Source organism: Ectothiorhodospira shaposhnikovii (genome assembly GCF_016584105.1).
GTDB lineage: Bacteria > Pseudomonadota > Gammaproteobacteria > Ectothiorhodospirales > Ectothiorhodospiraceae > Ectothiorhodospira > Ectothiorhodospira shaposhnikovii.
On sequence record NZ_NRSM01000006.1, the window covers coordinates 110,215 to 132,786 of the forward strand.

Consider the following 22,572-nt stretch of genomic DNA (forward strand, 5'->3'; position numbering starts at 1 on the left):
GAACAAACGCATGACATCGGCAACCCTGCGACCCAACCTGCCCGGGACGGCACACGGCCTGCGCGCCCCCCGGCAAACCCTTCCCTTCCTGATCCTGTGCCTGCTGGCCCTGTGCTGGCAGAGCGCCGCCCAGGCCCGCACCCTTGACCAGATCATCTATAACACCCTCTCCGGCGACCAGCTACAGGTCATCATGCGCTTCTCCGAACCGCCGCCGGACCCCATGAGCTTCACCATCGACAATCCGGCCCGGATCGCCCTGGACTTCCCCGATACCCGCAATGCCCTGCCCCAGCGCAACCAGACCATCAACATGGGCCTCACCCAGTCCGTGAACACCGTGGAGGCATCGGGCCGCACCCGGGTGGTGTTCAATCTGGTGCGCATGATGGGCTACGACACCCGCCTGGACGGCAATGACCTGGTGCTCACCCTGTCCCCCGGCATCCAGACCACCACCCCCGCCGCCGTCAGCGGCCTGCCCGGCACAACCCGGCAACCAGCGGCGCCGGCGCCCCGGGCACGAAGCATCTCCAATGTGGACTTCCGGCGCGGCCCGGAAGGCGAAGGCCGGTTGATCATCTCCCTCACCGACCCCCGCACCCCGGTGGACCTGAGGGAACAGGACGGTCGCATCGAACTCTCCTTCCACCGCGCCCATCTGCCGGACCCGCTTGAACGTCGGCTGGATGTCACCGATTTCGCCACCCCGGTGCAGACCATCGACGCCATCATGGAATCCGAACGGGTACGCATCAGCATCGGCACCACGGGACTGTACGATGTCCTGTCCTACCAGGCAGAGGACACCTACACCCTGGAGGTCAAACCCCTCACTCCGGAGGAGCGCCAGGCCCTGGAACGGGAACGCTTCACCTACACCGGCGAACGTCTTTCCCTCAATTTCCAGGACATCGAGGTCCGTTCCGTCCTGCAGTTGATCGCCGACTTCACCGACCTCAACGTGGTGGTCAGTGACACCGTCACCGGCAACATCACCCTGCGCCTGCGCAACGTGCCCTGGGATCAGGCCCTGGACATCATCCTCAAGACCAAGGGTCTGGCCATGCGCCAGAATGGCAATGTCCTCTTCGTTGCCCCCTCGGAAGAAATCGCCGCCCGCGAACGCCTGGATCTGGAATCCCAGCGTCAGGCGGCCGAACTGGCCCCGGTACGGGCCGAATTCATCCAGGTGAACTATGCCCGGGCGGCCGACGTGGCCGGCATCATCAGTGGCGATGACAACCGCTTTCTGTCGGAGCGGGGCAGCATCACCGTGGATTCCCGCACCAACACCCTGCTGGTACAGGACACCGCCGACAAGCTGCAGGAAATCCGCCGGCTGGTCACTACCCTGGACATTCCGGTCCAGCAGGTCCTGATCGAAACCCGCATCGTGGTGGCCACCGACGACTTTGCCCGCGACCTGGGCGTGCGCTTCGGCGTCACCGGCGTCCGCCAGCATGGCGACACCATCGTCGGCACCGGCGGCGGACTGGCCGCCGCCGACGGCATCATCCGCGACGCCGTCGACAACCTCAACAGCACCGGCTCGCCCTTCCCGGTGGGCATCCCCAGCCTGGACGACCGTCTCAACGTCAACATGCCCGTCACCTCTCCCGCGGGCAGCATCGGCTTGTCCATCCTGCGCCCGGACGTGCTGCTGGACCTGGAGCTGACGGCCCTGCAGGTGGAAGGACGGGGTGAAATCGTCTCCACCCCGAGGGTGATCACCGCCAACGGCCAGACCGCCGTCATCAAGCAGGGGGAACGCATCCCCTACGAGGAAGCCACCTCCTCCGGCGCCACCGCCATTCAGTTCATTGACGCCGTGCTGTCCACCGAGGTGACACCCCAGATCACCCCCAACGGCAACATCATCCTCAACATCAGGGTCAACAAGGACAATGCCGGCACCCGCGAGGTCAGGGGAACCCCGTCCATCGAGACCCGCGAGGTGAACACCCAGGTCTTCGTGCGCAACGGCGAAACGGTGGTCCTGGGCGGCATCTATGAGATCAGCAGTCTGGAACAGTTGCGCAAGACACCGCTGCTGGGCGACCTGCCGATCATCGGTCAGCTGTTCAGGCAGCGCAACATGAGCGAAACCAAGGCGGAACTGCTGGTCTTCGTGACGCCGAAGGTGGTGGAGGAATCCGTCTTGAATCGCTGAAAGATCGCGGGCTGGACCGCACCATCAGGCGACGGGCCGCCCGTTCACGGGCACCCGTCAGTCTCAATATTGTCGTTTCAAGGGGGGAAGTCCTCCTTGGGCAAGGGTAGAACATGATCAACAGAGTGTCAGGTATCCCAGGTGTGAAATATGGCGCCATCCTGGCGGCGGCATTGATGCTGTCCGCCTGCGGTGGGGGCGGCGGCGGCGGCGGATTCTCCGGCGATGGCCCCGGCGATGGGACCCAGTCCCCGGCCAGCATCCAGATCTTCGCCGACAAGGTTCAGGTGAACGCGGACGGTTCGGATTCCGCCGAAATCACCGTTCAGGTGAAAAACGCCGGCAACCTCCTGCTCGGCGGCGTGCCGGTGACCATGACCGTGGACCCGGACGGATCACGCCCCGGCAACCAGGGCTATAACCTGGTCGTCAGGGGCGCCGTCACCGCGGAAACCGGCACTGTCACCGCCAGCCTGGGCAGCAGTCAGAGCCTGCTCGCCGGCAACGCCGTGGTCACCGCCCGGATACCGGACACCAACCTGAGCACATCCATCGGCTTCGTCTTCGTCGGCCCCAGCCTCACCACCAATCCCGGCCAGCTGCAGATGGTTCAGGGTGAGCGGGAACTGATCACCGTCAGGGCCACTGCCGGTGCCGGCAACCCGGGCAGCAACCAGACCGTCTGCATTGACGCCCCGTCCTTCACCCGGGTGGTTCAGGAGGCTGGCATCATCAGCCGGCCGGACTGCCCCACCGCCATCACCACCGGCTCCAACGGTGAAGCCAGCTTCCGCCTGGACGCCCAGGCACTGGGCAACGGCGTGGTCAGGCTGACCGGCCTGGGCCTGACCTCGGACATCCCTGTCACCGTGGTCCCGGCAGGCGTGAGTTTCACCACCCCGTCGCCTGATGATGCCATTGAAATCTCCACCCCCGTGAACATCGCGGTACAGACGCCCGGCTATGCTGGCAATGTGCGGATCATTACCTCCTCCGGCATCCTCAATGGCGGTACCCGCATCGCCGTGGTGCCCGCCACCGGCGGCGTGGCCACCGCCACCCTCACCGGCTTCAGCACCGGCCGGGTCACCCTCTCGGCGGAAAAAATGGATGCATCGGGAGAGCGGGCCATCACCTCCTTCTTCGCCTTCAACGACAGCAACCTCGACCCCGACCTGACCAACGTCTCCATCCAGGCCAGCCCGGCCACCCTGGCCGTCGGTTCCGGCAGCAGCTCGACCATCACCCTGACGGCCACCCGCTCCCAGCCCGGCCAGTCCAATAATATCCCGGTGCCCCCCGGTGAGCTGATCACCTTCGAGTTCATTGGCGACAGCCTGGGTTCCAGTCTCAGCAGTCCCTTTGCCAATACCAACAACGATGGCATTGCCTCGGTTCGCCTGCAGGCCGGCAACATCCCCTCGTCCGCCCAGGGTGTCCGCGTACGCGCCTGCGTCGTTTCCATCAACAAGTGCGACGAGACCTCCGTCACCCTGACCAACCGGCCTGGCTCCCTCGCCATCGGCCTGTCCAACACCATTGACAGCACCAATAACGACACCGCCTACATATTGCCCATCTCCATCATCGCCACCGATGTCAACGGCGGCGCCCTGGGAGGCGTGGACATCTCCCTGCGGGCCTGGCCCACCCGGTTCCGTACCGGATTCAGGGACACCGAGGGCGACCTGACCGTGGGGGTCGACACCCACGTCAATGAAGATACCAACAGGAATGTCACCCGGGACCTGGGTGATGGCTGGACCTCCGGACTGGTGGCCGGTCTTGCCTTCGGCCTGAGTGACACCCGCCGGAAATGTGAACCGGCCGGGGCTTCCGAACCCGCCGCCGGGACGGTCATCGACGCAACCGCCGCTTTCGAGCAGGGCTGCAGGTTGCTGCCGGAATCCTCGGCCGCCGGTTCCCTGCCCGGCGTGGTGACCACTGACGAAAATGGCCTGGCCACCTTCAACCTCACCTATCCCAAGGACCGGGCCCAGGTGATCGAGGTGGAAATCCTCGCCACCACCCAGGTGGATGGCACGGAGGTGCTGAGCTCCCGCATCTTCTTCCTGCCGCGGGAGGAAAGTGACGACAACCTGCCTCACTCCCCCTACAACATCTATTTCTGAACCCGCTGATCAGCAGCGGCAGATGGCCCGGTCAGTCCCACTGACCGGGCCATTCCTTTTTCAGCCCCTCTCGCCGACGGGACCGGAAACCACCAATCATACCCCCACCAAGTCTGTCGGTTCTTTTTACACTTCAAGCACTTGCACGAATTCGCCGATCATTCCACCAAACCTCCCGTTCATCCATTGACACAGGACACCCCCCGTGTCCAGGACTAGACTAGGAGGCATGAAAAGCTCCGGTTTCTCTCTCGTTGAACTTGTGGTGACCCTGGCGGTGGCGGCCATTCTGGCCACCATAGCCGTTCCGGGGTTTACAAACCTGATACAGACAAACCGGGTGGTCACCCAGACCAATGACCTGGTTGCCGCCCTCAATCTGGCCCGCAGCGAGGCCATCAAGCGGGGCGTTCAGGTGAACGTCTCCCCTGTCGACAGCGACTTCGCCCAGGGCTGGTGCGTCCATTTGGACAACGACTGCACAGATGACGACGGGATCATCCGGGAATTCCCCGGCATGAGGCACATGACCGTCACCCCCACCCTCGCCATCCTCAGCTTCGATGGCCGTGGCGCAAAGACTACCCCTAACAATATTGTGACCCTGACCATCAAGCCCTACGGCTGCGCTTCGGGGACCAAGGATCGCATGCGCACTCTGGAAATCCAGAACACCGGTCGCGTCCAGATCACAACAGGGGACTGCTGACAGTGACACATCCCGACTCCCACCCTCCCAGCGCCTCGCCGGTTGACCGCCGTCAGGGCGGATTCACCCTCATTGAGGTGCTGGTCGCGGTCCTCGTGCTGGCCATCGGTCTGCTGGGGCTTGCGGGGCTTCAGGCCACCTCCGTGCGTTTCAACCACGAGGCCCACCTGAGAACCCAGGCCACCTTCCTTGCCTACGACATCACGGACAGGATGCGGGCCAATCTGGTGGCAACGGAAGCAGGCGCCTACACGGAAGCAGACTTCAATCCGCAGAACTGCAACCCGGCTTTCGTCTCCAACGCCGGCACCCTGGCCGATCGGGACATGGAGGAATGGCGCAACCAGCTTGCCTGTCTCCTTCCCCAAGGGGCAGGCACCATCCAGGTTGCGGGGGATCTCGTGACCATCACCGTACGCTGGACCGAAAGACAGCACGAAGACGCGGAACCGGTTTCACGGGATTTCGCCATGGCCACGAGGCTGTTCTGAACCATGAATTCCATCACCCACAGATCCGCTCCACCCGCAGGCCAGCAACGCGGCCTGTCCCTGGTGGAACTCATGGTAGCCCTGCTGATTGCCCTGATCCTGACCGGTGGGGTCATCCAGATCTTTGTCAGCTCCAGCCAGACCTACCGGCAGCAGGAAGCCCTGTCCCGGGTCCAGGAAAATACCCGGTTCATCATCGACACCCTGCAACGGGAACTGCGGGAGGCGGGAAATTATGGCTGCGTATCCAGCCTGCGCATGGAAGATGCGCCGCTCACCAATCCCCGTCTGCGTTCGGGCCTGCTGCGCGTCACCCTGAACAACCCCGCCGCCTGGCAATGGAATTTCGCCAGGCCCGTGGAAGGGTACAGGGGTACGGGCGGCGGCTTCTCTCCCGCCCTGCCCATGGCCCTGCCCGGCGTACGGGACGACAGCGACGTACTGACCGTCCGTGGCATGACCGGTGCTCCCCTGGCCGTAGATGATCACCCCACCAACGCCACCCTGCCCCCCGGCGCCACGCCACTGCAAATCGCCCCGGGCAATGACATCGCCCAAGGGGACATCCTGCTCGCCAACAACTGCACGGTGGCGGCCGTCTTCCAGGTGACCAATGCCGATCCGGGCACCACGGGACAGCTGGTTCACGATACCGGCGCCGGCCCCCTGCCCGGCAATTACACCCAGGCCCTCGGCGCCAACTTCGGCCAGGGCAGCGATGTGATGCGCGTGTCCAGTCGTTCCTACTACATCGCCAATGGCGCCAACGGCCGACCGGCCCTGTTCCGCATCCTCGACGCCCAGGCGGCCGGAGAGGAGCTGGTGGAAGGCGTGGAACGGATGCGGATCGCCTTCGGCGTGGATGACACCGGAAATCTCGCCGCCGATCGGTTCCTGAACCCCCAGCAGGTGGACAACCAGGGCCTGTGGGAGTCGGTGGTCGCCGTCAGGGTGACTCTCCTCATGGCCAGCACCCAGCAGGGCGTGATCGATCAGCCCCAGCAGATCAATTTTGATGGCGAAGTCTTCACCCCAGACGATCGACGACTACGACTGGTGGTGAGCACCACCATCGGACTTCGCAACAGACTCCCGTGAGGCCTGCCATGCACACCCCACTGCTCCGCCATTCAGGTCAGACCGGATCGGCACTGGTCATCGCCCTGGTCTTCCTGCTGCTGCTCACCCTCATCGGCGTCACCGCCATGCAGGGCACCACCCTGCAGGAGCGCATGGCCGGCAATGCCAGGGACCGGAATCTGTCCTTTCAGGGCGCGGAGGCGGCTCTGAGGGAATGTGAGGCATGGATAGACCTTCAGACAGTGGATATCGTCACCCCCGCCCTGGCCGACCCCGCGGCCTGGGATGGGTCAGGCCAGACCTGCACCTACAGCATCAACCAGGCCCCACATCCCACCCTGCTGGCGGCGGACCCCGTGGCTCATGTGGCCGAACCGCGCCTGGTAAGGGTGAATCCCGTGGACCCGGCTGGCTCGGGTGCCAGCGGCATCAGTGTACGGAGCCTGTACCCCGTGACCAGTCGTTCCACTGGCGGCGTCGACACCACGGTGGTCGTCCTGCAGTCCATCTGCGAAAGGCCCTGCCGGCCATGACCTTCCACCACCCCTTGCGTCAGCGGCATCAGCCCATGCCGCCGGCAGCCCGAAACACATCTGATCGCAGCGAGCGTTACCGCAAGGATTGAATCATGACCAAACACACCCGGCCCGTGCCACTGCCATCACGCGCCACCGCGTTCACACTGGCCTGCCTGCTTGCCATTTTCGCGGGCACCCCGGCCGCGGCCAACATCAACATCGCCAACGCACCACTCTTTCTCACCACCAGCGTGGACCCCAACGTGGTCTTCGTCATCGACGACTCCGGCTCCATGCAGTGGGAAACCATGCCCGACGACATCACCAAGAAGTTCAGCACGACGCTGGCCCGTTATGTCATGTGGACCTTCCCCCGCGAGCACAGCAACATCCACGGCGGAACGGCCCAATACACCAACGAGCGCACGGTCAGCTTCAACCACCTCAACACCACCGCCTTTTTCCGCTCCGCCCACAACAACACGGTCTATTACAACCCGGCCTTCACCTACCTGCCCTGGTCCAATCCGGACGGCACCCTGATGGCAAATGCCGATCCGGAGGCCGCCCCCAACCGTCCGCTTTTTCCCGAGTTCGGCACGCGCAATCTCACGATCGACAACACACAACGGGCGCCGTGGATCAACGACACCAACGGAAATAGCAATTCCATAAGCAGCACCTGGCAGACCTTTTACCCCGCCCTTTACTACCATTACGTCGGCGGGTCGGTTGACAACAGAAACAGCTACGAGCGGGTGGAAATCCGCTCCACCACGGGCGCCTATGTGGGCCACGGCAGGGAAAACCGGGACGACTGCCAAGACAAGGCAAGCGCCACCTGCACCTATGACGAAGAAATCCAGAACTTCGCCAACTGGTACAGCTACCACCGCAACCGGATCTTTGCTTCCCGGGCAGGTATCGGCGCGGCCTTCGCCGTTCAGCCCGAGAACCTCCGCGTGGGCTATGGCGCCATCAACAAGGGCTCCAGCACCATCGATGGCCAGAGCACCAGCACGGTGGTCAGAGGCGTTCGCCCCTTTGCCGGAGCCGACCGCGAAAGCTTCTTCACCCAGCTCTATGAGCGCCCGGTGCCCGCTGCGGGCACGCCCCTGCGCAATGCCCTCAAGGGTGTGGGGGAGTACTACAAGCGCACGGACAGCCGTGGCCCCTGGAGCACCACCCCGGGATTCAACGGCGGCACCGACCTGAGCTGCCGCCAGAGTTTTACCATCCTCATGTCCGACGGCTACTGGAATGGTTCCAACCCCAATGTGGGCAATCAGGATGGCTCCGGTAATACATCCTGGACCGGACCCGATGGACAGTCTGGAGGGTATACGGTTGCTGCGCCCTTCAAGGATGGCCACGACAATACCCTGGCGGACGTGGCCATGGCTTACTGGAAACAGGACCTGCGCCCCGACCTGGAAAACCGGGTGCCCCATAGCGAGCGCTACCCCGCTTTCTGGCAGCACATGGTGACCTACACAGTGGGACTGGGCGTCCATGGCAATATTGATCCCGAGGATGCCTTTGCCGCCATTTCAGATCCATCGATCACCATTGACTGGCCCAGTCCCCATCCGTCGGACGCCGATCCGGAAAAGATCGACGACATGCTCCACGCCGCAGTCAACTCCGGTGGCGATTTCTTCAGTGCAGACGACCCGGGAACCTTCGCGAGAGAACTGACCCGGGTGCTTGGGGAGGTACTCGGTCGCGTTGAAAGCTCATCCACCTCCGCCGCGGCCAGTTCCGCCGTGCTTCAGGAAGACACCCGGCTCTACAGAACCGGCTTCCGTTCCGGTGACTGGTCCGGCAGCTTCGAGGCCCTGGAACTGAACAGCGATGGTTCGCCCTCCAGCAAGATCTGGGACGCGGAAACGGAACTTCGTGCCATGGTCGGCAGCCGGAAGATCATCACCACCAACGGTACCGGCACCGGCATCCCATTCACCTTCGATGCCCTGTCCTCGGACCAGAAGGCGGCCCTGAACACGGGCCTGGACGGCACCCAGGACAACCTGGGCTCGGCCCGGGTGGCCTGGCTTCAAGGCCACGAGAACGCCCATCCGTCCTTCCGCAGCCGCTCCGAATCCCACCCGGCCCGGCTGATGGGAGACATCATCAACTCCAATCCCCAGTTCGTCGGCAGGACCTACGACGGCTTCAGTCGCCTTCTGGGGGCCCCCGGCAATCGCGACCGGGTCAGGACCATCTACGTGGGCGCCAATAACGGCATGCTCCATGCCTTCAACGCCGACGATGGCAAGGAACTCTTTGCCTTCATCCCCGGACAGCTACTCACCGCGGCCGCGGGCAGTCCGAGCCCGGTCAACCATCTCATGGATGAGGACTACACCCATCGCTACTACATGGAGGGCACCCCCTTGATCGACGAGGCCCAGATCGGCGCGGGCAACGCCTGGAGGACCGTGCTGGTCAGTTCCATGGGGGCTGGCGGGCGCACCGTGTTCGCCCTGGATGTCACCGATCCCACCGCCTTCAACACCGGCCATGTGCTGTGGGAATTCACCGACCCCGACCTGGGGTACAACGTCGGCCAGCCCACCATCGCCCGCCTGAGCAATGGCACCTGGGCCGCCATCTTCGGCAACGGCTACAACAGCAACTCCCACAAGGCCTTTCTCTTCGTCGTCGATCTCAAGGATGGCTCCCTGATCCGCAAGATCGATACCGGCGTGGGTTCAGGGGGAAGCCCCAATGGTCTGTCCCTTCCCCGGTGGACCGACTGGCCATCCCAGAGCCTGGCCGCGGAAAAGGCCTATGCCGGAGACCTGCTGGGCAACATGTGGCGATTCGATCTGAGCAGCACGGACCCGGGTCAATGGAGCGCGGGCAAGCTGTTCACGGCCACCGATGCCGGTGGCAATCCACAACCGATCACTTCCGCCCCCGCTCTGGCCCTGGCACGGGATTCGGATGACATCCTGGTCGTCTTCGGCACCGGCAGCTATTTCCGCGTCCAGGATGGCGGTGCGGCGGGCAACCAGGTGCAATCCTTCTACGGCATCATCGACAACAATACCCCGGTCAGCGGTCGCGGCCAGCTGCTCATGCAGGAAATCACCGCCCAGGGCAGCCACTCCGTGGACGACAATTCCTACACCCTTCGCAACATCACTGACAACGAACTCACCAGTAGCCATCGGGGCTGGTATCTGGACCTGAACTGGTCCACCGGAGAACGGGTCCTGACCGCCCCCACCTTCCCCACCGGAACGGTACAGGAGCGGGTCCGCTTTGCCACCATGATCCCCGACAATGACCCCTGCGGCATCGGGCGGAGAGGCTTCCTTTACGACCTCGACCTGTTCACCGGCGGTCGATTCCACCAGACGGTCTTCGACCTGGACCGGGATGGCGAATTCGACGATGCGGATCTGTGGAACAATGGAGATGCCCCCAGCGGGATCAGCCATGGTTGGGGCGAGCAGCGCACCGTCATTTCCGATGGTCCCATCGACTATATCTACGACGGTGAAGGTCGCAAGATCGACGGTCGGGGTGACCCCAACCGCTTTGGCCGCCAGTCCTGGAGACAACTGAGATGATGAACAGACTCAACCCGATGAGACCCATCCGAATCCTGAAACGGCTTGGCATGACCGTGGCGGCACTGACCGTGCTGCCGGCGGCCCTGGCCGCGACGGCCTCCGACGTGGTTTACGTGGGAGTGATCGACGAGGTCAGCATTCAGGGCCGGCAGATCGTCATCAACGCGGAGCCTTACCGGCTGAGCACCAACGTTCAGGTGCAGAGAAGCAGCGATGCGGTCTCCAGTCAGCTCAAGGCCGGCCAGTATGTTCAGTTTGCCTACACCCAGGTGGGGAACGAACCGACGGTCATCCGTCTGCTCATCCTTGATCATCCTCCGGAATAACGGGAACATCCCATGACAAAGAAGGATTCACAGCGAGGATTCACCCTGATTGAAGTCATGATCGTGGTGGTGATCATCGGGATTCTTGCCACCATCGCCTATCCGGCCTACACCGAACAGGTGCAGAAGACCCGGCGTACAGATGCCACCTCGGCGCTGCTCATGGCCGCCCAGCAACTGGAGCGGTGTTATACGGTGCAGAACTCCTACGAGAACTGTGCGGTCAGGGCCCAGTCGGATGACGGACACTACGACATCGATGCAGACCTGGATGCCACCACCTTTACCCTGACCGCCACCCCGGCCAGCGGCAGCCCTCAGACCAAGGACACGCGGTGTACGGAGTTCACCCTGACCCACACCGGCGCACGCTCGGCGGAGGGCACGCTGGGGGATGATTGCTGGTAGCCCCCCCCAGGCCTGTCCTTTTGGCCATTTCCCCTCGCCCTGCCGATGATCGGCAGGGCGAGTTCGTTTCAGGCTTGCCTCGCAGTGACCATTTCTGCGGACAGGTGACAGAAATTGTCACCTCTGTCACAGGGGGATTGAACGCTTTGGGCGCGGCAGGGGCGGAATTGACCGCTCAGGATTTCAAATCTGCCATCCATCCTGCGATCTGAAAGTGGCATGTAGATTGCTGTATTATCAGGGCATGGAGTCGGATGTGTGGCTTCCTGGATGACAACCTCGTTGATAAATGGAGATTGATGATGATGAAGGCTCAGAAGGGTTTTACTTTGATTGAACTGATGATCGTTGTGGCGATCATTGGGATTTTGGCTGCGATTGCGATTCCTGCTTACAATGATTACACAGCACGTGGCCAAGTCTCTGAGGCAATGAGTCTGGCCGGCGGAGCACGAACCGCAGTAGCTGAAACGTGGCAATCTACCGGCGACTGGCCTGCAACTAATGCTGCAGCCGGGTTGTCAGACGCTGGAGATATCAATGGTACCTACGTTGAGTCAGTCACAATTGGTGCTAACGGCGTTATCACTGCATTAATGCGCAACGCGGCCCCGGTTAATGCAGGAATTCGTGGGGGTACCTTGCGTTTCACCCCAACCGATGAAACCGGTTCGGTCTCGTGGGCTTGCTCCAGCACAACCTTGGCTGACAAATTTCTTCCTGCAGCTTGCCGATAATCTCGCAGCTACCTCTTAGAAACTATTGAGGCGTTCTCACTTCGCTTAAGACCCCGGCCTCGTGCCGGGGTCTTTTTTTATCTGAAAAAAACAGAAACTAAAGAGGAAATTAAAGAAATTAAGAAATTAAAGGACACCCACTTATCGTAAAAACTAAAGGACACCCAAAGAAACCAAAGGACACCCACTTATCGTTGACCTCCCCCGCCCTCTCTGAGATCCTCACCCCATGACCCGACCTCGCTCAGAACTGGTGTCCGTCACCGACACGCCCTGGTATCACGTGGTGTCGCGCTGTGTCCGCCGCGCTTTCCTCTGTGGACAGGACCACCACACCGGCCAGAACTTCGAACACCGGCGCGGCTGGATCGAGGCCAGGATTCGGCAACTGGCCGCCGTCTTCGCCATCGATGTGGCTGCCTATGCGGTGATGAGCAATCATTACCACATCGTGCTTCGGATTGATCAGGGCCGTGCCCAGGGCTGGTCGGATGAGGCGGTGCTGCGCCGCTGGACCGGCGTTTTCTCCGGGCCTCCGGTGGTGCAACGGTATCTGGACCCACAGATGCGGGACACACTGCACGATGCCGAACTGGCCCAGGCGCGGGAATGGGCGCGCACCTACCGCGCGCGTCTGGCGGATCTGTCCTGGTTCATGCGGGTGCTCAACGAGACCATCGCTCGCAAGGCCAATGCCGAGGACGGAGTACGGGGGCGGTTCTGGGAAGGTCGTTTCAAAAGCCAGGCCCTGCTGGACGAACAGGCCATTCTCAGTGCCATGGCCTATGTGGATCTCAACCCCGTCCGGGCCGGGATCGCCGACACGCCGGAAACCAGCGAGCACACCAGCCTTGAGGCACGCCTGTACCCGGACAGGGCCGAGGCACGCATGCAGTCGGCCTTGGCCATAAGCCCTGCCCAGGGAGACGAGACGGTGGCGCACGGGGAGTCCGGGGCCAATATCCCGCACTGGCGCGATGCATTACGTTGCGAGCAAAGGTTGGCGCCCCTTGCCATCGCCCCCCTGATGCCCTTTGACGCCACCGGCCGGGAGTCCTGGGCGGTGCCGTTTGCCTGGGCGGATTATCTGGAGCTGGTGGAGATGCTGGGGCGGTGCGTGCATCCCGCCAAGCGGGGGTACATGCCGGCGCAGACACCGAAGCTGCTGGATCGTCTGGGCATGGACGCAGAGGCCTTCATTGCCCACGGCTCGAACCTGTTGCAGGCTTTCGGCCATGCCGTGGGCAAACCGGCGAAGCTGGTGGAACATGCGGCCTGCCGTCAGGCGAAATTCCTGCACGGGATGGGCGTGGCCCGGCGGGTGTTTGAGCGGCGGGCGGTGTTGTAGGCTATTTGTCTGCAACAGGAGTGGCCATGACCGATCAAGATCCCACCAGGCCCACGGATCATGACAGCCCGTGGAAGGATGCCCTGGAATCCTATTTCGAGGAATTCACCCAGCTGCTGTTCCCGGCAATCCATGCCGGGGTGGACTGGTCGCGGGGATATACCCCCATGGACAAGGAGCTGCAGCAGATCACGGCGGATGCCGAAAGTGGCCGGCGCCATGCGGACAAGTTGATGAAGGTCCAGGCCCGTGACGGGGCAGAGACCTGGGTGCTGATCCATGTTGAGGTTCAGGGTGAGCCGGAAGACGCCTTTGCCGAGCGGATGTACACTTATCAGTATCGTCTGAGGGACCGCTACGGCATCGACGTGGTGAGCCTGGCGGTGCTGGCGGATACCCGCTCAAGCTTTCGGCCGATGTGCTACCGGTATGCCCGCTGGGGTTGCGAGCTGAGTTTCACCTTCCCCACCGCCAAGCTGATCGACTGGGAGGAACGATGGCCGGAGCTGGAGGCGAGCGAGAATGTCTTTGCCCTGGTGGTGATGGCGCAGATCAAGGCCAAGCGACTCAGGCAGGGTGCCTCGCGCAAGGACACGAAGGTGGCCTTGATCCGGCTGCTCTATGAACGAGGATACCACCGACGGGAAATCATGCGGCTGTTCCACATCATCGACTGGATGATCCAGCTGCCAAGAGAACTGGAACCCGAATTTGTTCAGGCGGTCCATGCCATTCAGGAGGAGAGACACATGCCTTATGTGAACACCATTGAGCGCTTGGCGATTGAGCAGGGAATCAAGCAAGGGCTTGAGCAGGGCCTTGAGCAGGGCCTTGAGCGGGGCCTTGAGCAGGGCCTTGAGCGGGGCCTGGAACGGGGCCTGGAACGGGGCCGTCACGAAGGAGTCGAAGGCACTTTGCGCAAGTTGATTACCCTGAAGTTTGGCGATCTGCCCGCATGGGCTGATAAACGCTTGGCCTCAGCCACGGATGCCCAGCTGGACGAGTGGGTCCTGCTGATTCTGTCGGCCGACAGCCTGGACACCTTACTGGTTGAGCCTCCCCACGGCTAAAGCCGGGGGATTCCCGTTCTTGCTACGTCACCGCTTTCGCGGTGATTTCGCGTACCGGGTTCAGGGCTGGCTCATGCAGCCCGCCCGCCAAATCCTCAAGATTCAGCGAGCAGCACAGCCCATGCCAGTCGCGGACATTCATGGCCGCGTTGGCATCGGCGTGCGCCTTGTGTCCACAACGGGTGCAGACGTAGGCATGTTTTTTACGATCATTGATCGCACCACAGTGGTGGCAGGTCTTGCTGGTGTAGTGGGGACGGACCTTGTCGATGGCCACACCGGCCTGAACCGCCTTGTAGGCCACGAAGGTTTCAAGGAAACTAAAGGACACCCACTTATCGTTCCCTCCCGCCGTCATTCCCGCGAACGCGGGAATCCAGTCGCGGTTGGAGTGTCCGTCCTGGACTCCCGCTTTCGCGGGAGTGACGGGGTAGGAGCTGACTTTGAGTCCCGGCCTGTCTGCCCTCGCAGTTTCTGTAGAAATCTCGCTCTACTGGAAATTTGTTGCACCTGGTGGCATGGTTTTGCAATGAGACGAGTCTTCAAAACCCGCACCTTCACACGCTCGATGAAAAAGGCCGGGCTAACCGATGCAGCCCTGTGTGCCGCAGTCGAGGAGATGCGCCAAGGGCTCGTCGATGCTGACCTGGGTGGCGATGTTGTGAAGAAGCGCGTCGCGCTGCCTGGTCAGGGCAAGCGTGGCGGTGCCAGAACCCATCGTGGCTACGAAAATAGCGGGGCGCTGGTTCTTCCTCTATGGCTTCAGCAAGAACGAGCGATCCAACATCGACAAGGACGAACTGCGGGTACTCCAGGAGGTGGCAAGGGAGCTGCTTGGTTTTGATGATCGGCAACTGGCTATTGCGCTGGCTGCCGGTGAAATTGTGGAGATATGTGATGGCGACGACAAAGCGTAACAGCCGAATTCTGGACGAGATGCACGAGACAGCACGTGGGCTTCATGGCGCAGGTCTGATCAGCAAGCGTCGCATGGGCGAGTTCGAGGCGCTGTGCAATCTCGATGTGCACGAAATATCGCCGCAGCAGATCAAGGCGCTGCGTGAACAGGCGCACGTCAGCCAGGCAGTTTTTGCCGCTGTGCTGAACACCAGCCTTTCCACGGTTCAGAAGTGGGAAGTTGGAGACAAGAAGCCGAGTGGGCCGTCGCTCAAACTGTTGAACCTGATCGAGCGCAAAGGATTGGAAGCGGTGATTTAAGGACTTTGAAGACACCTGTTCAGGCGGTCCATGCCATTCAGGAGGAGAAACACATGCCTTATGTGAACACCATTGTAATAAAAGGACACCCACATTTTATACCGCACATTTTGCACCGTCTGGTGTATCGTTGCTTGGTTTGCAGCAACTAGGCCATTGAACCACACTTGATGCATGAATTTCGAATGGGATCAGTCCAAGAGCGATGCATGTTTTGCCGAACGAGGCATCGACTTCGGCTACGCCGCCAGAGCCTTTTTCGACCCAGACCGCGTGATTCATGAAGATCTTCGCCATAGCTATGGCGAAGATCGCTATCAACTGATGGGCAAGATCGAACAGCGGGTATTCGTGGTGGTCTACACGCCAAGAAGCAACGCCATCCGTATCATCTCAGCCCGCAAAGCCAACCAACGTGAGGTCAGGCAATATGAAAACAGTCAGAATGACGATTGATCCCGCGAGTCCGGAATCGCTGGTTTCCGGGCGCATTGACCCGACGCGGGTGGACGCCACGACCGAGGCCGATATTGCCAGGCAAGCGGCGGCTGATGAGGAGGCAAGCATGCAGGATACGGCCCGCTTCGTGCGCCGTGTTCGCAAACGTCTGGGATTAAGCCAAGCCGAATTCTCCAGACGGATTGATGTCCCCCTGGAGAGCATCCGCAACTGGGAGCAGGGCAAGCGGTGCCCCACGGGCGCGGCCAGATCGCTGCTCAAGGTGCTGGACAAGGCCCCGGAAGCCGCGCTGGCTGCGCTGCACTGACCAGTTGCGCGAAAAGCCCCGCCGTTCAGCGAGGACTTTGAAGACACCCACTTTTTGCCCCACGGGCACTTCACAACCAAGGTGCCCTCCCGCCGTCATTCCCGCGAAGGCGGGAATCCAGGGAAACACTGCCGAATGACTCAGACTCCCGCTTTCGCAGGAGTGACGCTCTCAAACCAATCGCGAAAGGACACCTGCCTTTTGCACTCGTACAGCACTGCCGCAGAACCCGGCCACGAGAATCCAAGTGAGAACAACACTGGAACGCTTGACGGAAATGGCATCGGCCGACAGGGAAATTGCCGTGCTATGGCTTTATGGCTCCCGGGCGAAAAATACCGCTACCGAGACGAGCGACTACGACTTGGCGGTTGCCTTCCGCACACCTGAAAAACGTCCCCTGGAGCGGCGCCTGAGGCCTGAGTTACTGGCCCAGCAGTGGCGGAATCAGCTCGACCTTGCGGAGGACATGCTCTCGGTTGTCGATATCAATCAGGCACCCATTCCGCTGGCCATGGTGATTATTCGCACAGGAAGGGTTCTGCAGGTCAACGATCCCCTGCGTCTGGCTCGTGAAGAGAACCGGATCAGTTCAATGTGGGAGCTTGATTACCAGTTCCATGTGCGAAAATTTGCCACCCCTGACACCCAGGAGCCTGACTGTGGAAATCGAGTACATGAGCGCCATGCGGGAGCATCTGGCCACTCTGACTGAAGAGCTTGAGCAGCTTCACGCATTGAGTCAGGCGCCGCAGGGCCTGTCGCCCCTGATATATCGTGCGGCAGAGCGCAACCTGCAACTTTTGACGGAGGCCTGCATAGGGATTGCCAAACAGAGGCTGAAATCTCTTGGCATGACCGTCCCCAGCGACGCCCGTCAGGCCTTTGCCAAACTGCAAGCGCTTGGACATGACGCCAGCGGCACGCCCTGGAGCAAGGTGATCGGGCTGCGCAATGCACTGGTACATGACTACCTGAATCTGGATGCCAACATCGTGCTGGACATCATCCGGCAGCGTCACTACCAACAGCTCGTCGATTTCGCCTCTGCACAATTGGGGAAACATTGAACATCATCCTTCAGCGCCGCCCCGGCACCGGCATGGGTAACCACCTCAGCAGGCTCATGGCCGCCAATACCAGCACCAGCACGGGGCCAAAGGGCTGGTCCAGGACCACCGCCAGCACGAAGGACAGCAGATAGGCCGCCACGGCAATCCCGGCCGCCAGCCACAATACCCACACCCAGCCACGGGCCAGGCGCCAGGCGATCCAGGCCGGCACGAACAGCAGGGCGAAGGCGGCCATGACGCCGAAGCTGGTGGTGGTGATGGCCACGGTGGCCACCACCAGCAGGTCGAACGTGATCTGATGAGGCCGCGCCGAGAGGCCGTTGGCCGAAAAATGATCCGGATAGAAACGGGACATGAGCAGACAGCCGGACAACCAGGGCAGGCACAGCACTCCCGCCACGATCAGGGCCACGGCCGCCATCAGATGAGGACGACCGGTGAAATAAAGCTGCCCATCCATCAAGGACTTGCCCACCATGTCGCCGTGGGCGCTGAAGGCCGAGGCCACCAGCGCCACACCCCACCCCACCAGGATGAAGATCACATAGTGGTCGTTGCCGGGACGGGTCAGCAGGCCCTTGATGACGGCCAGTCCACCGGCGGCCACCACGGCACCCAGCATGACCGGCGCGTGCAGCGCCACGGCCACCACGCCGCCCGCGCCCGCCAGTTGGGCATAGGCCAGGGCCGCCAGCCATTCATCCCGCAGCCGCAGATAGACACCCACCATGGCCGCCACCGGTGCCAGCAACAAACCGGTCACGAAAGGCAGGTGAAACAAGGGATCCAGAAGCAGTTCAAGCATCACGGACTCACGGGCACGACACGGGAACAGACTGTCTGGATGAAGTCGGATTCATGACTCACCACCAACAGGGTCCGCCCGCCCAGACCCTCCCGAATCAGGCGGATCAGGCCGGCGGTGGCCTCCGGGTCCAGGTTATTGGTCGGCTCATCCAGCAGGATCAGATCGGCCGGACTGCCCAGACAGGCCCAGATCTGTACGATCTGGAACTGCCCGCCACTGAGCTGATCCATGCGGCAATCCAGCAACCGGGCCACGTCATCGGGGGGCGTCCGTCGACCGGCCCCAGTGAGGCGCACCAGGTCATCCCCGGTGAGAGGACACTCCCGGGGGCGAACGGGCTGCTGGCGATGATGGGCCATGCGCAGCCCCCGTGCCCTGGTCAGGCGACCGTCGAAGATCCGGGCCTGACCGGTGAGGGACTTGAGCAAGGTGGATTTTCCCGCCCCGTTACTGCCCAGCAGACCCACCACTTCCCCGGCGTAGAGGTCGAAACTGACCGGACCGACCACCGGCCTGTCATAGCCGGCGATCAGTCCGTCACAGACCAGCAGGGGCTGCATCACCGAGCATTCCCGACCATGGCCTCCACCCACTGGTCGATCAGTGCCAGATAGGCCCCGGCATCCGCGCCCAGGGGCGGGTCCAGCGGCAGGGCATGCAGGGGCCAGTCCAGCTGTTCCGCCACAAAGCGCGGCCCCCGCTCCGGATGGTGAACGGCCCGGATCACGACGCCGTCCCGGCCCGTCAGGTCACGCACCAGATCGCGCAGATGCCGGGCGGTGGGCGGAACACCCGGTACGGGTTCGACGTAACCCAGCACCGGCACCCCCAGTCGCAACGCCAGATAATCCGCATCCTTGTGGTAGAAGACCACCCCCGGCGCCCCGGCCACCCGGGCCTGCCACGCCGGCAGTCGGGCCTCTACCTTATCGGCAAAGGCCTCGGCATTGGCACGGAACCTGGCGGCATCGTCCGGCACCAGCAGGGACAGGCGCTCCGCCAGCGCATGGGCCACCTCGGCCATGCGGACCGGGTCCATGTTCACATGGGGGTTTCCGGCGGGATGGACATCCCCCAGGGACCGATCCGCCGGACCGCCGACGTCGATCAACGCCACTTGGGCGGCGGCTTCGAAGTAAACCGGTCGGCCGGGGTTCAGGGCCGGGTTGGCGGCACCCTGAATGGCCGCGGGCAGCCAACCCACTTCCAGGTCCGCCCCCACGGCCACCACCAGATCGGCGCCGCGCAGGGCCGCCATCATGCTCGGACGGGCCTGCAGGTAATGGGCATCCCGATCCGGCGGTGCCAGCACCCGCACCGTGACGGCGTCACCACCCACGGTCTGCGTCAGCATGCCCATGGCCGAGGTGGTGGCCACCACCTGGAGGGAGGCCTGGGCCGTGACGGCCAGGCACATCAGTAACAGTCCTGCCAGCCATTTTTGCATCGTCCTGATCTCCTTTAAAACCGGTGGGCACCGTGCACGCCCAGTGCGACCTGGAACTGCAGCATGAAGGCCCAGCCATCCTCGTCATGATCGTCCTCACTGGCGAAATCTGCCCGGTTCACCTGGGCACGCAGCAAGGAGAACTCGGTGGGACGGAAGGTCAGGTTGGCGGCATAGCGATAGGAGGTGCCGAAGGACTCGTAACCCTGATGTCCGTGCCCCATCCACTGCAGGGTGTTGCGGTTGGTCATGCCCAGGGCATCGGCCCGGACACCGAACTGCCAGCGGGGTGCAATACCGTACACCGCCTGCACATACAGGCCGTCCTGGCGGGCAACGTCGGACACCGTGGGACGCTGGTTATTCCGGAAATCCACATCGATCTCCCGGTGGTAATACTCCCCCTGCACCACCCAGTCCCCATGACCGAATGACCGACCGGCGTCGTATTTGTAGACGGCGTCCACACCGGCAAACCAGGCGGTGCCGTCCCAGCTCAGGCGGTGGCTGTGGTCGCCGTGATCGTGGAAGTCCGATAACTGGAAGGCGCGGGCATGGCCATAGGAAAGGCCGAACTGGGCGGCATGGTTGTAACCCAGGTCCGGGGCCAGCTTGGCAAAGCCGGTGATGAGCCGGGGTCCGGACTTGTCGCTGAAGGGCTTGCCCTCGCCGTGCCCTTCATAGGAAGCGATACCGGTGGTTTCGCCCTGGAGCAGTTCCAGGCCGAAGACGCTGTAGAAAGCGGTCTTCGGGGTCCAGGTGAGCTGGACGCCCTTCTCCTGCAGTCCGTGATCCCCAAAAAGGTATTCGTTCACCAGGGGGCGATCCACGAAGGCCCAGTCATGGGTGTGCTGGGCGTTGATGTAGCCGATATCCGAGAGAAACTTGCCCGCCTTGATCTGCAGTCCGGCGGGCAGGCTACGGGTAGTGATGTAGGCCTCCTCCACCTCCACGTGGTCTTCATCCAGGTGCAGGGTGAGGAGTGCATCGAAGTAATGATCCACCGAGGCGGTGAAGGTGAGTTCCGCGGAACGGAAATTGAAGCCCTCCTCCAGGCCGTGATCATGGTCATGGCCGTGATCATGACCGTGGTCGTGATCATGACCGCCGTCGAATCCGGCCGGGGTGCCCACATGGCCGCTGAATTCGTTCAAATACACGGTATCGATGATGACAGAGATGTCCGGATTGAAGGCGCTGCCGGATGAGACACGTTCGCTGCCCAATGTCGGCAGGGGGGTCATGGAGGCACCGGCAAGGGTACTGCCGCGGGGCGGCTCCTGGGCCGACAGCCCGGACAGGGGAAGCAGCAACAGGCCGGCTGCGAGCGGGAGGCGTCTCAGGGTCATGGTCATCTCCGTTGCGGGACGGGCATTGATTCGATCGGTTTCAAAAATGTTATAACATAACCTTTTGAAAGTGAATCACCGTGGTCGTGTCCTTGCCATGGACCAACACCTCAGAAGCGGATTTCCATCCCCAGGCCTGCCGCCAAGGCTTCGCGCCTGAATTCCTCCTTTTCTTCCTTGGGCCAGAAGTATCCCAGAATGAAGCGGCCCATCAGCCAGTCCTCGTAAAGGGACTGACGCCATATGGTGCGGATGCCATATTCCGCCACTTCGATATGCGAGTCCGTCTCTCCACTGACCAGCGCCTCAAGAGACAGCAGACGATAGGGCCCATAGCTTCTGAAAACCCCCAGGCTGCTCGACCACGACAATCCATTGGTGGTCTCCGAGAAGGTTCCCACGTTACCCCAGCGAAAGGACATGCGCGGAGAATAGGCATGCTCATAGTTCAAGGCCGTGGTGGAGCCGAAACGATCGTCCAGTGTCCAGAAGATGGTTTCACGGAATTCGATTTCATCCCTGTCCGACAGCCACCATGACTTCCGGTATCGGGCTTGCAGATAGACCTTGTACCCCCCCCGAACCCCCGCCCGCAGATCGACGTTTTCCTTGAGGGCATATCCGAGTCCGGCAAATCGTGTCTGATTTTCACGACGGGTTTCTTCCAGCAACTGCTCCTGACGCGTAAAGGCCTCGGGCTGGTCTGTCACCAGTTCATCCTCGTTGTCCAGCCCGAAGAACAGATAGGTGCGATCCTTGAGATTGGGCAGATCCATCTGTGCGCCGATCCTCAGGCTGGTATTCAATGGACGATCCTGACGCCACAGGGTATTCAGCCTCAAATTGCCGGACACCCCCCGCCCGGTTTCGAAAGGCTCATCCCCAAAGCGTTTATCGATACCCCGCGCCACCCACTCGGTCGTATCCCTCAGGCCGCCACGGGTAAGGTTGAGTATTGAAACCACCTCATCGCCCCGGTCTGACATCCACTGGCGCATCGAAATGGTTTCTTCGTCCGCCAGAATCGCCGGATCGCAGCCCCTGGGCTGAGGTAAAAAGGTACAGGGCACATCCGGCATGTATTCACAGCCTTCCGTCACGCAACGTTGATCCGGCTGGGCGTGCAATGAAACGGGGATCAGGATAAATAGCGCGGTTACCAGATAACGTAAGGGATCGGACAAGGGAGCGATTTCCGGACGATGGGGATTGTTTGAATTGACGGCCACACGGAATCCCCGGACATTCAGATCCATCGACCCCGGGGGAGACTCAGCTTAGCACGGGAAAATCGTGCATTTTCAAAATGGCAGGGGCGCAACGGGCAAAGGTCGA

Annotated in this window: 24 protein-coding genes and 1 pseudogene; 19 read left to right on the forward strand and 6 right to left on the reverse strand. The window is 62.0% G+C overall.

The window, feature by feature from the left end:
* The first annotated feature begins 10 nt into the window (after positions 1-10).
* From CKO35_RS05210 to CKO35_RS05265, 12 genes are all read left to right on the forward strand, one after another.
* Positions 11-2,173 (forward strand): type IV pilus secretin PilQ, encoded by a 2,163-nt coding sequence (locus CKO35_RS05210; protein WP_200173316.1) that lies wholly within the window; start codon positions 11-13, stop codon positions 2,171-2,173.
* Between the two features lie 143 nt (positions 2,174-2,316).
* On the forward strand, positions 2,317-4,305 hold the full coding sequence (locus CKO35_RS05215) for an Ig-like domain-containing protein (protein WP_200173318.1): 1,989 nt from the start codon (positions 2,317-2,319) through the stop codon (positions 4,303-4,305).
* 229 nt (positions 4,306-4,534) lie between these two features.
* Positions 4,535-5,014, forward strand: coding sequence for a GspH/FimT family pseudopilin (locus tag CKO35_RS05220; protein WP_200173320.1), 480 nt, complete (start codon positions 4,535-4,537; stop codon positions 5,012-5,014).
* Positions 5,015-5,016: 2 nt separating this feature from the next.
* On the forward strand, positions 5,017-5,505 hold the full coding sequence (gene pilV, locus CKO35_RS05225) for a type IV pilus modification protein PilV (protein ID WP_200173322.1): 489 nt from the start codon (positions 5,017-5,019) through the stop codon (positions 5,503-5,505).
* 3 nt (positions 5,506-5,508) lie between these two features.
* The gene (locus CKO35_RS05230; RefSeq protein WP_200173324.1) at positions 5,509-6,603 is read left to right on the forward strand and encodes a PilW family protein; all 1,095 of its coding nucleotides are present in this window, start codon (positions 5,509-5,511) and stop codon (positions 6,601-6,603) included.
* Positions 6,604-6,611: 8 nt separating this feature from the next.
* On the forward strand, positions 6,612-7,118 hold the full coding sequence (locus CKO35_RS05235; protein ID WP_200173326.1) for a pilus assembly PilX family protein: 507 nt from the start codon (positions 6,612-6,614) through the stop codon (positions 7,116-7,118).
* Between the two features lie 95 nt (positions 7,119-7,213).
* The gene (locus CKO35_RS05240) at positions 7,214-10,684 is read left to right on the forward strand and encodes a pilus assembly protein (protein ID WP_200173327.1); all 3,471 of its coding nucleotides are present in this window, start codon (positions 7,214-7,216) and stop codon (positions 10,682-10,684) included.
* A complete protein-coding gene (locus tag CKO35_RS05245) occupies positions 10,681-11,013 on the forward strand; it encodes a PilY2 family type 4a fimbrial biogenesis protein (RefSeq protein ID WP_200173329.1) in 333 nt (110 codons plus the stop codon). Before CKO35_RS05240 ends, CKO35_RS05245 begins: the two co-directional genes overlap by 4 nt.
* Before the next feature lie 12 nt (positions 11,014-11,025).
* Positions 11,026-11,421 (forward strand): type IV pilin protein, encoded by a 396-nt coding sequence (locus tag CKO35_RS05250; RefSeq protein WP_200173331.1) that lies wholly within the window; start codon positions 11,026-11,028, stop codon positions 11,419-11,421.
* 305 nt (positions 11,422-11,726) lie between these two features.
* The gene (locus tag CKO35_RS05255) at positions 11,727-12,158 is read left to right on the forward strand and encodes a pilin (RefSeq protein ID WP_200173394.1); all 432 of its coding nucleotides are present in this window, start codon (positions 11,727-11,729) and stop codon (positions 12,156-12,158) included.
* Between the two features lie 229 nt (positions 12,159-12,387).
* Positions 12,388-13,506, forward strand: coding sequence for a transposase (locus CKO35_RS05260; protein ID WP_200173333.1), 1,119 nt, complete (start codon positions 12,388-12,390; stop codon positions 13,504-13,506).
* A gap of 26 nt (positions 13,507-13,532) precedes the next feature.
* Positions 13,533-14,576, forward strand: a complete 1,044-nt coding sequence (locus tag CKO35_RS05265; RefSeq protein WP_200173334.1) for an RpnC/YadD family protein — start codon at positions 13,533-13,535, stop codon at positions 14,574-14,576.
* A gap of 22 nt (positions 14,577-14,598) precedes the next feature.
* On the opposite strand, the gene CKO35_RS05270 is transcribed toward CKO35_RS05265, so the two are convergent.
* Positions 14,599-14,907 carry a zinc ribbon domain-containing protein gene (locus CKO35_RS05270; protein WP_200173336.1) on the reverse strand — a complete coding sequence of 103 codons (309 nt, stop codon included), beginning with the start codon at positions 14,905-14,907 and terminating at the stop codon, positions 14,599-14,601.
* A gap of 237 nt (positions 14,908-15,144) precedes the next feature.
* On the opposite strand from CKO35_RS05270, the pseudogene CKO35_RS18180 reads away from it, so the two are divergent.
* The 7 genes and pseudogenes from CKO35_RS18180 to hepT all read left to right on the forward strand — a co-directional run.
* Positions 15,145-15,231 (forward strand): annotated as a pseudogene (locus CKO35_RS18180) (type II toxin-antitoxin system RelE/ParE family toxin); the annotation flags it as partial.
* A 64-nt stretch (positions 15,232-15,295) separates the two neighbouring features.
* On the forward strand, positions 15,296-15,493 hold the full coding sequence (locus CKO35_RS05275; protein WP_338031750.1) for a type II toxin-antitoxin system RelE/ParE family toxin: 198 nt from the start codon (positions 15,296-15,298) through the stop codon (positions 15,491-15,493).
* Complete coding sequence (locus tag CKO35_RS05280) at positions 15,474-15,794, forward strand: helix-turn-helix domain-containing protein (RefSeq protein WP_040405875.1); 321 nt, start codon at positions 15,474-15,476, stop codon at positions 15,792-15,794. The genes CKO35_RS05275 and CKO35_RS05280 overlap by 20 nt, the downstream gene beginning before the upstream one ends.
* Positions 15,795-15,968: 174 nt before the next feature.
* On the forward strand, positions 15,969-16,250 hold the full coding sequence (locus CKO35_RS05285) for a BrnT family toxin (RefSeq protein ID WP_200173338.1): 282 nt from the start codon (positions 15,969-15,971) through the stop codon (positions 16,248-16,250).
* Entirely contained in the window at positions 16,240-16,560 is a 321-nt protein-coding gene (locus CKO35_RS05290) for a helix-turn-helix domain-containing protein (RefSeq protein ID WP_242467028.1), read from the forward strand. Before CKO35_RS05285 ends, CKO35_RS05290 begins: the two co-directional genes overlap by 11 nt.
* A gap of 247 nt (positions 16,561-16,807) precedes the next feature.
* Complete coding sequence (gene mntA / locus CKO35_RS05295) at positions 16,808-17,275, forward strand: type VII toxin-antitoxin system MntA family adenylyltransferase antitoxin (RefSeq protein WP_338031751.1); 468 nt, start codon at positions 16,808-16,810, stop codon at positions 17,273-17,275.
* Positions 17,238-17,630: a type VII toxin-antitoxin system HepT family RNase toxin gene (hepT, locus tag CKO35_RS05300; protein ID WP_200173341.1), complete on the forward strand. Its 393-nt coding sequence runs from the start codon at positions 17,238-17,240 to the stop codon at positions 17,628-17,630. The genes mntA and hepT overlap by 38 nt, the downstream gene beginning before the upstream one ends.
* Positions 17,631-17,640: 10 nt before the next feature.
* On the opposite strand, the gene CKO35_RS05305 is transcribed toward hepT, so the two are convergent.
* From CKO35_RS05305 to CKO35_RS05325, 5 genes are all read right to left on the reverse strand, one after another.
* Positions 17,641-18,438: a metal ABC transporter permease gene (locus CKO35_RS05305; protein WP_200173342.1), complete on the reverse strand. Its 798-nt coding sequence runs from the start codon at positions 18,436-18,438 to the stop codon at positions 17,641-17,643.
* On the reverse strand, positions 18,438-19,001 hold the full coding sequence (locus tag CKO35_RS05310) for an ATP-binding cassette domain-containing protein (RefSeq protein ID WP_200173344.1): 564 nt from the start codon (positions 18,999-19,001) through the stop codon (positions 18,438-18,440). Before CKO35_RS05310 ends, CKO35_RS05305 begins: the two co-directional genes overlap by 1 nt.
* Complete coding sequence (locus CKO35_RS05315) at positions 19,001-19,888, reverse strand: metal ABC transporter substrate-binding protein (RefSeq protein WP_200173346.1); 888 nt, start codon at positions 19,886-19,888, stop codon at positions 19,001-19,003. Before CKO35_RS05315 ends, CKO35_RS05310 begins: the two co-directional genes overlap by 1 nt.
* A 14-nt stretch (positions 19,889-19,902) precedes the next feature.
* Positions 19,903-21,237, reverse strand: a complete 1,335-nt coding sequence (locus CKO35_RS05320; RefSeq protein WP_420870739.1) for a zinc-regulated TonB-dependent outer membrane receptor — start codon at positions 21,235-21,237, stop codon at positions 19,903-19,905.
* Positions 21,238-21,347: 110 nt separating this feature from the next.
* Positions 21,348-22,421: a hypothetical protein gene (locus tag CKO35_RS05325; protein WP_200173350.1), complete on the reverse strand. Its 1,074-nt coding sequence runs from the start codon at positions 22,419-22,421 to the stop codon at positions 21,348-21,350.
* Positions 22,422-22,572 lie beyond the last annotated feature (151 nt).

Bases quoted from the DNA above. Each gene is read 5' to 3' on its own strand.
- CKO35_RS05255 (WP_200173394.1), top strand. From the start codon at position 11,727: ATGAAGGCTCAGAAGGGTTTTACTTTGATTGAACTGATGATCGTTGTG.
- CKO35_RS05305 (WP_200173342.1), bottom strand. From the start codon at position 18,438: ATGCTTGAACTGCTTCTGGATCCCTTGTTTCACCTGCCTTTCGTGACC.
- CKO35_RS05310 (WP_200173344.1), bottom strand. From the start codon at position 19,001: ATGCAGCCCCTGCTGGTCTGTGACGGACTGATCGCCGGCTATGACAGG.
- CKO35_RS05235 (WP_200173326.1), top strand. From the start codon at position 6,612: ATGCACACCCCACTGCTCCGCCATTCAGGTCAGACCGGATCGGCACTG.
- hepT (WP_200173341.1), top strand. From the start codon at position 17,238: ATGAGCGCCATGCGGGAGCATCTGGCCACTCTGACTGAAGAGCTTGAG.
- CKO35_RS05220 (WP_200173320.1), top strand. From the start codon at position 4,535: ATGAAAAGCTCCGGTTTCTCTCTCGTTGAACTTGTGGTGACCCTGGCG.
- CKO35_RS05315 (WP_200173346.1), bottom strand. From the start codon at position 19,888: ATGCAAAAATGGCTGGCAGGACTGTTACTGATGTGCCTGGCCGTCACG.
- CKO35_RS05265 (WP_200173334.1), top strand. From the start codon at position 13,533: ATGACCGATCAAGATCCCACCAGGCCCACGGATCATGACAGCCCGTGG.
- CKO35_RS05290 (WP_242467028.1), top strand. From the start codon at position 16,240: ATGACGATTGATCCCGCGAGTCCGGAATCGCTGGTTTCCGGGCGCATT.
- CKO35_RS05280 (WP_040405875.1), top strand. From the start codon at position 15,474: ATGGCGACGACAAAGCGTAACAGCCGAATTCTGGACGAGATGCACGAG.
- CKO35_RS05230 (WP_200173324.1), top strand. From the start codon at position 5,509: ATGAATTCCATCACCCACAGATCCGCTCCACCCGCAGGCCAGCAACGC.
- CKO35_RS05250 (WP_200173331.1), top strand. From the start codon at position 11,026: ATGACAAAGAAGGATTCACAGCGAGGATTCACCCTGATTGAAGTCATG.
- CKO35_RS05320 (WP_420870739.1), bottom strand. From the start codon at position 21,237: ATGACCCTGAGACGCCTCCCGCTCGCAGCCGGCCTGTTGCTGCTTCCC.
- CKO35_RS05210 (WP_200173316.1), top strand. From the start codon at position 11: ATGACATCGGCAACCCTGCGACCCAACCTGCCCGGGACGGCACACGGC.
- CKO35_RS05260 (WP_200173333.1), top strand. From the start codon at position 12,388: ATGACCCGACCTCGCTCAGAACTGGTGTCCGTCACCGACACGCCCTGG.
- CKO35_RS05240 (WP_200173327.1), top strand. From the start codon at position 7,214: ATGACCAAACACACCCGGCCCGTGCCACTGCCATCACGCGCCACCGCG.
- CKO35_RS05245 (WP_200173329.1), top strand. From the start codon at position 10,681: ATGATGAACAGACTCAACCCGATGAGACCCATCCGAATCCTGAAACGG.
- CKO35_RS05285 (WP_200173338.1), top strand. From the start codon at position 15,969: ATGAATTTCGAATGGGATCAGTCCAAGAGCGATGCATGTTTTGCCGAA.